Annotated in this window: 7 protein-coding genes; 2 read left to right on the forward strand and 5 right to left on the reverse strand. The window is 53.1% G+C overall.

The annotated features are described in order from the left end of the window. From A918_RS0113480 to A918_RS0113500, 5 genes are all read right to left on the reverse strand, one after another. Window positions 1-372 (reverse strand): DUF6691 family protein (locus A918_RS0113480; protein ID WP_022711575.1); only part of this gene is annotated, 372 nt, incomplete at its 3' end. A 12-nt stretch (window positions 373-384) separates the two neighbouring features. Then, complete coding sequence (locus tag A918_RS0113485) at window positions 385-810, reverse strand: YeeE/YedE family protein (protein ID WP_022711576.1); 426 nt, start codon at window positions 808-810, stop codon at window positions 385-387. Between the two features lie 4 nt (window positions 811-814). Continuing rightward, entirely contained in the window at window positions 815-1,147 is a 333-nt protein-coding gene (locus A918_RS0113490; RefSeq protein WP_033316130.1) for a metalloregulator ArsR/SmtB family transcription factor, read from the reverse strand. Between the two features lie 11 nt (window positions 1,148-1,158). Beyond that, on the reverse strand, window positions 1,159-2,037 hold the full coding sequence (locus tag A918_RS0113495) for an MBL fold metallo-hydrolase (RefSeq protein ID WP_022711578.1): 879 nt from the start codon (window positions 2,035-2,037) through the stop codon (window positions 1,159-1,161). Window positions 2,038-2,178: 141 nt separating this feature from the next. After that, window positions 2,179-3,240 carry a Tim44 domain-containing protein gene (locus tag A918_RS0113500; protein ID WP_022711579.1) on the reverse strand — a complete coding sequence of 354 codons (1,062 nt, stop codon included), beginning with the start codon at window positions 3,238-3,240 and terminating at the stop codon, window positions 2,179-2,181. A gap of 218 nt (window positions 3,241-3,458) precedes the next feature. Here A918_RS0113500 and A918_RS0113510 point away from each other — a divergent pair, with 218 nt between their 5' ends. Both A918_RS0113510 and A918_RS0113515 read left to right on the forward strand, forming a co-directional pair. Further along, on the forward strand, window positions 3,459-4,760 hold the full coding sequence (locus tag A918_RS0113510; protein WP_022711581.1) for a DNA repair exonuclease: 1,302 nt from the start codon (window positions 3,459-3,461) through the stop codon (window positions 4,758-4,760). Further along, a complete protein-coding gene (locus tag A918_RS0113515) occupies window positions 4,760-8,257 on the forward strand; it encodes an AAA family ATPase (RefSeq protein WP_022711582.1) in 3,498 nt (1,165 codons plus the stop codon). Before A918_RS0113510 ends, A918_RS0113515 begins: the two co-directional genes overlap by 1 nt. Window positions 8,258-8,299: the final 42 nt, after the last annotated feature.

Consider the following 8,299-nt stretch of genomic DNA (forward strand, 5'->3'; position numbering starts at 1 on the left):
GACCATCGCCGGTACAAAGATCAATGTGCCAGTTGCGGCTAAGCCCACCGTGGTAATCGCAGGCCCCGGACAAATACCACCAAGCCCCCAGCCGATGCCGAACAGGATTGCCCCTGTCATCAGGGATTTGTCGGCTTTACGGTTTGCAGGCACATCAAAATCTACGGCGCAGAGCGGTTTCTGACGGGCAAAAACCATGCGATAGCCGATGAAGGTTGTGACTACCGCTGCACCCATCACCAGAGCCAGTGACGGATCCCAATTGCCGGTAATATCGAGAAAATTCAGCACTTTCTCAGGATTGGCCAGACCGGAAATCACCAGCCCCAGCCCGAAGATCAGACCGATAACAAGATTAATCAGAAATGACATGATCGACCTACTTTAACTGACGAGATGGCGCATGATGAAGACGGTGATGAAACCGGCTGCCATAAACAATGTTGTCGCCAGCAGGGAGCGGGGCGAGAGACGGGAAATGCCGCATACACCGTGGCCGGAGGTGCAACCGCTGCCCAAGACCGCGCCAAAACCAACCAGCAGACCGGCGATACTCATCAAGACCGGATCGGATGCGACTGTGATTGCAGGCAGTGCACCGGTGAAGAGCAGATAGAGAAAAGGTGCGGCCAGTAATCCCAGCACAAATCCGGCGCGGGATAAAAAACGACTGTCGCTATAGGGCGGGAAAAGCCTGCTGACGATACCGCTGATACCGGCAATCCGGCCTTCAAACAACATCAGCAAGACCGCAGAAAGCCCGATCAGCAATCCGCCGCCAAGAGCAGACCATGGGGTAAAATTTTCCATGATGTTATGTCCTTATATCCGGTGCACAAAACAACTGGTGCATGGTGGCGATGAAGATTTTCACCCGCTCATCGGCCAGAGAATAGAACACGGCTTTGCCTTCCTTACGGGCGCTGATCAGTCCGGCAGCACGCAATTCTGCCAGCTGCTGCGACAGACCGGGCTGGCGGATGCCGAGCATATCTTCAAGCTGGCGCACAGACAGTTCACCCTCAACCAAAGCGCAGGTCACCTGCAAACGATCAGGATTGGACATTTTTTTCAGAAAGGCGGAAGCCTCGGTCACCCGTGCACGCAGCTCATTAGCGTCAGGTGCTGTGACTTCAGTTGGTATCATATCAGACATGTTCACTCCCACGGCGCGCCGTCAAAACGCCCGAGCGGGATTTTGATATAGCGCTGTCCGTTATCTTCCGGCTCCGGCAAACGTCCGCCGCGAATATTCACCTGCAAGGCATGGAGCATCAGTTTGGGGATCGGCAAAGTTGCATCCCGTGCCTGACGGGCGGCCACGAAACTCGCCTCATCACGGTAGCGGCTGAGATGAATATTATCCTGCAATTGTTCACCGATGCGGGATTCCCAACGGGCTTCGCGCCCGTTCGGCCGGTAATCATGACCGGTAAACAGACGCGTATCTTCCGGCAATTGCAGAATGGTCTGAATACTGTTCCACAATGCAGTGGCGTTGCCGCCGGGGAAATCGGCACGCGCTGTACCGCCATCGGGCATGAATAATGTATCATGGATGAAAGCGGCATCGCCGATTACATAGGTGACCGAGGCCAGAGTATGGCCGGGGGAATGGATCACATGGGCATCGAGATTACCGACTTTAAATGTCTCGCCGTTTTCAAACAGATGATCCCATTGCGAACCGTCACAGGCCAGATCCGGCCAGTTATAGATTTCGCACCAGATTTTCTGCACTTGTCTGACTTCAGCGCCGATAGCAGTCGGTGCGCCGGTGCGGGTGTGCAGGTAATGGGCGGCAGAAAGATGATCGGCATGGGGATGCGTGTCGAGAATCTGCACCAGCCGGTAGCTGCGGCGTGCAATATAGTCCAGCATCTCATCAGCATGATTGGTGGCAGTCTGGCCGGATTTCTCATCATATTCCAGCACGGGATCAATGATCACACAATCCAGTGTTTCAGGGTCTGCAACAACATATTGCACGGAGCTGGTACGCTGATCGTAAAATGCGGCAATGTCTGGTTTCTGCATTTTTTACCTGCTTTCATTATCTATTTAATTAAATATATTTGATTGCAAAAAAATGCAATCATTAAAATTTATATATTTTGGGTAATAAAAAAGCCGCCCTGAAATTCAGAGCGGCTTTTCTTAGTTCATCAATTAGAGCGCTTATGCTGCCTGAATTGCAGAAAGTTTCCACTCTTCAATGCGGCCATTGGCAGGACGGACAAATGTCCAGACTTCGGTGCTTTCCGAAATCTCCATGCTTTCGCCTTCAGCCAGTTCACCGGTATTGCGGTCTGCAAGATAGTCGATGCTTTCATAACGAATGGCAACGGTGGCGTAATCCTTGCCTTCTTCGCTCCAGCCTTCTGACACATCGCCCTGTAGCAATTTCACATCGCTGACATGGTTGCGCAGGCCGTTGGTAGCGTTTTCGCCAAGTTCTTCCGCCAGATAAGACATGGCTTCCGGTGTTGTCAGCTGACGCAGTGTGCCGTAATTTTCCTGACCATAGGCAGTCTGGACTTCGGTCAGCATTTTTTCAAAATGCTCCAGATCTTCCTGTGAAACAGTCAGAGGCTTTTCCTGCACGGCAGGCTGCATCATGCTTGCAGCTGCACCCGAACTTGTATTGGCGCCAAAACCGGCTGATGGTACAGAGGTTGAAGAACGTGCATGTGTGTTGTCATCGCGCTTGCCAAACTGCGCACCCAGATTCTGCATCGGGTTCGCACGGTTCGCGCCAGCATTACCGGCTCCGGCAGCAGCCGTTGCAGGCTTATTACGGTTGGCGAAAAAGCGCATGGCCAGCATGGCCAGACCTGCGAACAGGGCAACCTGCAGGATCAGGCCGAGGAAACCGGCCATACCGCCGAGGCCATTGCCCAGCAGCATACCGATCAGACCACCGACCAGCAAACCGCCCAGCATGGAACGGCCGAAATTATTGAAGAAACCAGGCTTTGCTGCATTGGCAGCCGCCGCACCCTGTGCAGGGCGGGTCTGCGCACCGGTATTCGGGGTCATGGAGCGTTCAATCGGCGCAGCAGTATTTGGTGCAGTCTGCGTTGGTGCAGGTGCCTGATAAGTTTTACTGCCGCGGCTGCCGAAGCTGCTGCCACCACCCGCACGTCTGGCATCGGCAATATCCATCGCCGAAAGCGATACAACGAGCGCCAGTCCCAATGCGACTGTGAACTGACTTAAACGTGAGGTGGCACGCAACATATGTGTCTCCTGAAAAAAGTGCTTTGGCTGCATATAGGAACGGGATTTTTCAATTGTAAGTGTTTGCCATAAGAAAATTCTATGATTTACAAGAATTTATTCAGTCAGGTGAACACAGGCAGCTATGCACTTTTAAAATGCGGCGCTGCATTGATTTTTGTAACCGGCCCGTCGCATAGTCAGCGCAAAGACTTTAACCTGACTTTTCAGGAGCTGATTTGACCTATCGCTTCATTCACGCGGCGGACATCCATCTGGATTCACCGCTGCGCTCACTGGCCTTGCGCAATCAGGAACTCGCGGTGCTGATCGGCAATGCGACCCGCCGTGCTTTTGAACGCATTATCGATCTGGCGTTGAGTGAACGCGTGAATGCACTGCTGATTGCCGGTGATCTTTATGACGGCGACCAGACTTCAATGAAAACCGCACGTTTTCTGGCAGAGCAGCTGCGCCGACTGGATCAGGCAGGTATTGATGTTTTTATCATTCGCGGCAATCACGATGCGCTGTCGAAAATTACCAAAGAGCTGACCCTGCCGGAACGCGTGCATATTTTTGACCGCAAAGCCTGCGCGATAACTGTTGCCGCGCCGGATCATGCTCAGCCGGTGATCATTCACGGGTTGAGTTTTGCTAAACCCCATGCACCGGACAGCCTGTTGCCTCATTACGGATTGCCGGTTAGCGGAGCGGTGAATATCGGGCTGATGCATACCAGCCTCAACGGTGCCGAAGGGCATGATCTTTATGCGCCGGTCAGTGTCAATGATCTGCAAGCCCATGGTTTTCATTATTGGGCGCTTGGTCATATTCATAAGAGGGCGGTCTATGCACCGACCAGCCATTATAACAGCACGGTAGTAATGGCGGGTAATCCGCAAGGGCGCGATATTAATGAGGCCGGTGCGAAATCCGTAACGCTTGTGACGGTGAATGATGATGGCACTGTGCAGACAGAAGAGCGGCTGACATCAATCGCGCAATTTGAACGGGTGAGCGTGGATGTCTCGGCTTGCGAGGATTGGCGTGCTGTGATTGCGGCAGTGCATGAGGCGCTGGAAGCTAAGCGCGAAGCGACTGCAAGTGAGCAACTCGTCGCGCGTTTGCATCTGATCGGCACGACACCTCTGGCATGGCAGATGCGCCGTGACCATGATCTGCTGCTGACTGAGGCCGAGGATAGGGCAGCGCAAATTGGTGATTGCTGGATTGAAAAGCTCGAGCTTGAATGCACTCCGCCACGCAAAATACAGAAAAGCGAAGGCGCTCTGACCGTTGATCCGCTGCTGGAACTGGGCAGATTGATTGCCGATGAGCTGGCCGCCTCTAAACATTTCCAAAGTGGTCTTGCAGAGCAGATGGATGCTCTGATGAGAAGATTGCCAGCTGAGATGCGCAATGTCTTTGGTGGTGATGAAGCACAGGCACAGGCACTGATTGCTGATTTATTGCAAAAAGGCAGTGAGGATGTGCTGGCAGAATTGAGTGCGGCCGCTCAGGCAGAGGAACAGGCATAATGCGGATTAATCGTCTGGATCTCACCCGCTATGGCCGCTTTACCGATCATGTGCTGGATTTTGGTGCGGCAGATCAGGGCAAACCTGATTTGCATATTATTTACGGGCCGAATGAAGCGGGAAAATCAACCACATTTTCGGCGCTGCTCGATCTGCTCTTCGGTATTGAACATAAAAGCCGCTATGATTTTCTGCATTCTTATTCAGCGATGAAAATCGGCGCTTCCTTGCAATTGCAGGGCGCAACGCAGGAACTGGTGCGCACCAAAGCGCGTAATAACAGCCTGAGTGATCCGGCTGGCCGCGTTCTGCCGGAAACGCTGATTTCCGACGAATTAGGCGATATTGATCGTAATGCCTATCGCATGATGTTCTCGCTGGACGATGACACATTGGAAGAAGGCGGTGATGCGATCCTTGCCAGCAAGGGTAATCTCGGTGAATTGCTGTTTTCGGCCAGTGCCGGCCTTGCGGGCATCAGCCAGAATCTCAACTTGCTGCGCAGCCGCGCTGATCAGTTTTATCGTTCCGGTGCGCGTACAGGCGGGCTGGTTGATCTCAATGCGCAATTGAAAGAGCTTGAAACCGCGAAGGCCGAGCTGGATGCGAAAAGCTCGGCACAAAGCTATGGCAAATTGAGTGACAGTTTCCGGCAGGCCGAGGCGGAGTATCAGCAGGCTCTGACTGCGCATGGGCAGATAAGAGGCCGTATTGCAGAGATTGAGGCTATGCTCAATGCGCTGCCGCATTATCACCGGTTGCATCGCCTGCGTGAAGACCTGACTGCTTTTGCAGATATTCCGGCGGTGCCTGCCGGTTTTGCTGATGAGCAGCCACGATTGATGATCGATGATGCGGAATTGCGCGTTCGGGTTGAAAATCAGTCGGCAGAGATAGCGCGGCTTGAACGGGAAATTGCGGAAATCCATCCTGATGAAAATGCGCTGAATCTCGCCACTTCTGCCGGACATTTACAGGATCTGCAGGCACGGTTTGTAACGGCAGAGAAGGATCTGCCGGAGCGGGAAGCTGCGTTACGTGCTGAGCAACATAAAATTGAGGCGCTGCTGTTCCGTCTGGGGCGGGATATCAAAACTGATCCGCGCGCATTACTTATCAATATTCAGACAGAAACGGCATTGCGCAGTCTGATTGAACAACGCTCCGGTATTATGGCGGCCTTGCAAATGACTGGCAAGGAATTGGCTGTTGCGGAAGAACGGCTGAAACTTGCGCAGGATAAGTTGAAGCAAAGCGGCATCACGCAGGCACATTGCGATCCTGCATCAATGCGCTACCTGCATGATATGCTGAACCGTTTGCGCAGTGAGGATTTGAGCAATTCTTTGCAACTGGCCGATCAGGCTGCACGGGAAGAAGAAGCGCAACTGCATGAAATCTGGCAGGCACTGCCTTATCATCAGGATGATTTTGAGACTGATCTGAAGCTACTCGCCACCATGGCAGTGCCGGATGTGGCGGAAGTGGAAGCCGCAGGGCGGGAGTTGCAGGCGCTGCAAAACCGCTGGCAACAGACACAGGATAATCAGGCCAAAAACACCGATGAAATGGTGCAATTGCGCGCGCAATTGCAGGCTGTACAGCAAAATAGTCTGGTTATCACACAGGAACAGGCCGCGGAGCTGCGCCAAAACCGCAATGCCGCATGGCAGCAGCATCGCAAGAGCCTGAGCAGTGAAAGTGCAGATGCGTTTGAGCGCTATCTGATGCAAGACGATCAGGCCGTGCATAACAGGCTGACACAGGCTGCAGAATTTGCCCGCGCCATGCAATTGCGGGAACGGCTTGCTGTGCTTGAGGCACAGAACCTCTATCTTCAAAATTCCGGCACGGCGGCGCAGACGGAATTGCAGGCGGTGGAAGCACGTCTCGCTATATGGCAGCAACAGCTTGTACCGGTCTGCAAAGAGAACCTAACAGCGGGCAGTTTATTGCGTTGGATGGAGAAGCGTGAAGCTTTACTACAAAAACGTCAGCTTTGGTTGCGCGCCTGCCGGTCACGTGATGAAAAGCTGGTACAGATCAGGCAAGCGGAAACTGATCTGACTACGGCACTACAACAGGTCGGTGTAGCTGTTGCGGAAACTGGCTTAAGCGCACTCCAGACGCAAGCCGTCACTCTGCATGACAGTTTTCAGCTTTATGCCGGTTTGCAGACCGAATTGGCGGAGCGGGAGCAGGAACTGCGCCGACGTTGTAAAGATGCTGATGAGATTCAGGCACAGGATGTGCAGTGGCAGCAAGACTGGGCAAGCACTTGTCAGGCCACATGGCTGGGGCCGGCGGATGCTGTTCCGGCGCTGGATGAGGTGCGTGAAATTCTGAACCTGATGGCAGAACTGGCTCCGGCACTGGAGCGCAGTCATGATCTGGCGCAACGTATCCATGCGATGCACGACGATCAGGCAGCCTATAGTCGTGAGACGCAAGCTTTGGCGAAGCGTCTTGGTTTGCCTGTGCAGACTTCAGCGGGCGTAGGGATTCCGGTCGCTGAGCTTGCTCTGCATAGCGCACAGCGCATTCGTAAAGCGGAAGAAGAGCACAAAAAACTGCAAGAGCTGAAAGGTCGTCTGGCGGAAGCGGAACAGCACAGGTTGCAACTGAACCAGAAAGCCAGTGAGCTGAATGCCAGAAAGCAGGCAATGCTCACGCAATTGCAGGCGGATACGCTGGAAGATGCCGGTTTTAAAATTCAGGCCGGTGCTAAAAAAGCGCAGCTGGAACAAATGCTTACGGATGAAGAGCAAACGATTATCCATTTGCTGAAACTGGCAAATTCGGCAGAAGCTGAAGACCTGCTGGCGCAAGCCGATAGTGCTGAGCTCAAAGAACAATTACTGGGTCTGCGTGAACAGGATGAGGCACAGGACAGGCATAAACAGGAACAATATCGCCTGAAAATGCAGGCTGAGCAGCTTTTGCGTGAGGCACAGGCCGGTGATGACAGTGCTGCAAAGCTGGATGAACAGCGCCGTACCTTATTGCTGGAGATTGAAGAGAAATCGAAACAATATTTGCGTCTGCGTTTTGGCATCAGCGCGGCGGAGCAGGCTTTGCGCCTTTATCGCGATCAGCATCGCTCATCCATGATGGCGCAGGCATCAGAGGCCTTTGCCGCGATCAGTCAGGGCAGTTATCGCCAGCTGACAACACAGACCGATAAGGACAGCGAAATTCTGATTGCAGTGGCTGCTGATGGCAGTTCAAAAACGGCGGATCAATTGTCTAAGGGCACACGGTTTCAGCTTTATCTGGCTTTGCGTATCGCCGGTTATTATGAATTTGTGTCGCGCCGTCCGATGCCGTTTATCGCTGATGATATTATGGAAACATTTGACGATGACCGTGCGCGGGAAACTTTCCGGCTTTTCACACAAATGGCCGGTCAGGGGCAGGTGATCTATCTGACCCATCACCAGCATTTATGTGAGATCGCGCAGGATGTGTATCCGGATGTGCGTCTGCATCAGCTCTGATACGCAATGAAGATATAAAAAAGCCTGCATCCGGAGATGCAG

Origin of the sequence: Pseudochrobactrum sp. AO18b (assembly GCF_000409565.1) — a bacterium.
Taxonomy (GTDB): domain Bacteria; phylum Pseudomonadota; class Alphaproteobacteria; order Rhizobiales; family Rhizobiaceae; genus Pseudochrobactrum; species Pseudochrobactrum saccharolyticum.

Bases quoted from the DNA above. Each gene is read 5' to 3' on its own strand.
- A918_RS0113485 (WP_022711576.1), bottom strand. From the start codon at position 810: ATGGAAAATTTTACCCCATGGTCTGCTCTTGGCGGCGGATTGCTGATC.
- A918_RS0113490 (WP_033316130.1), bottom strand. From the start codon at position 1,147: ATGATACCAACTGAAGTCACAGCACCTGACGCTAATGAGCTGCGTGCA.
- A918_RS0113495 (WP_022711578.1), bottom strand. From the start codon at position 2,037: ATGCAGAAACCAGACATTGCCGCATTTTACGATCAGCGTACCAGCTCC.
- A918_RS0113500 (WP_022711579.1), bottom strand. From the start codon at position 3,240: ATGTTGCGTGCCACCTCACGTTTAAGTCAGTTCACAGTCGCATTGGGA.
- A918_RS0113515 (WP_022711582.1), top strand. From the start codon at position 4,760: ATGCGGATTAATCGTCTGGATCTCACCCGCTATGGCCGCTTTACCGAT.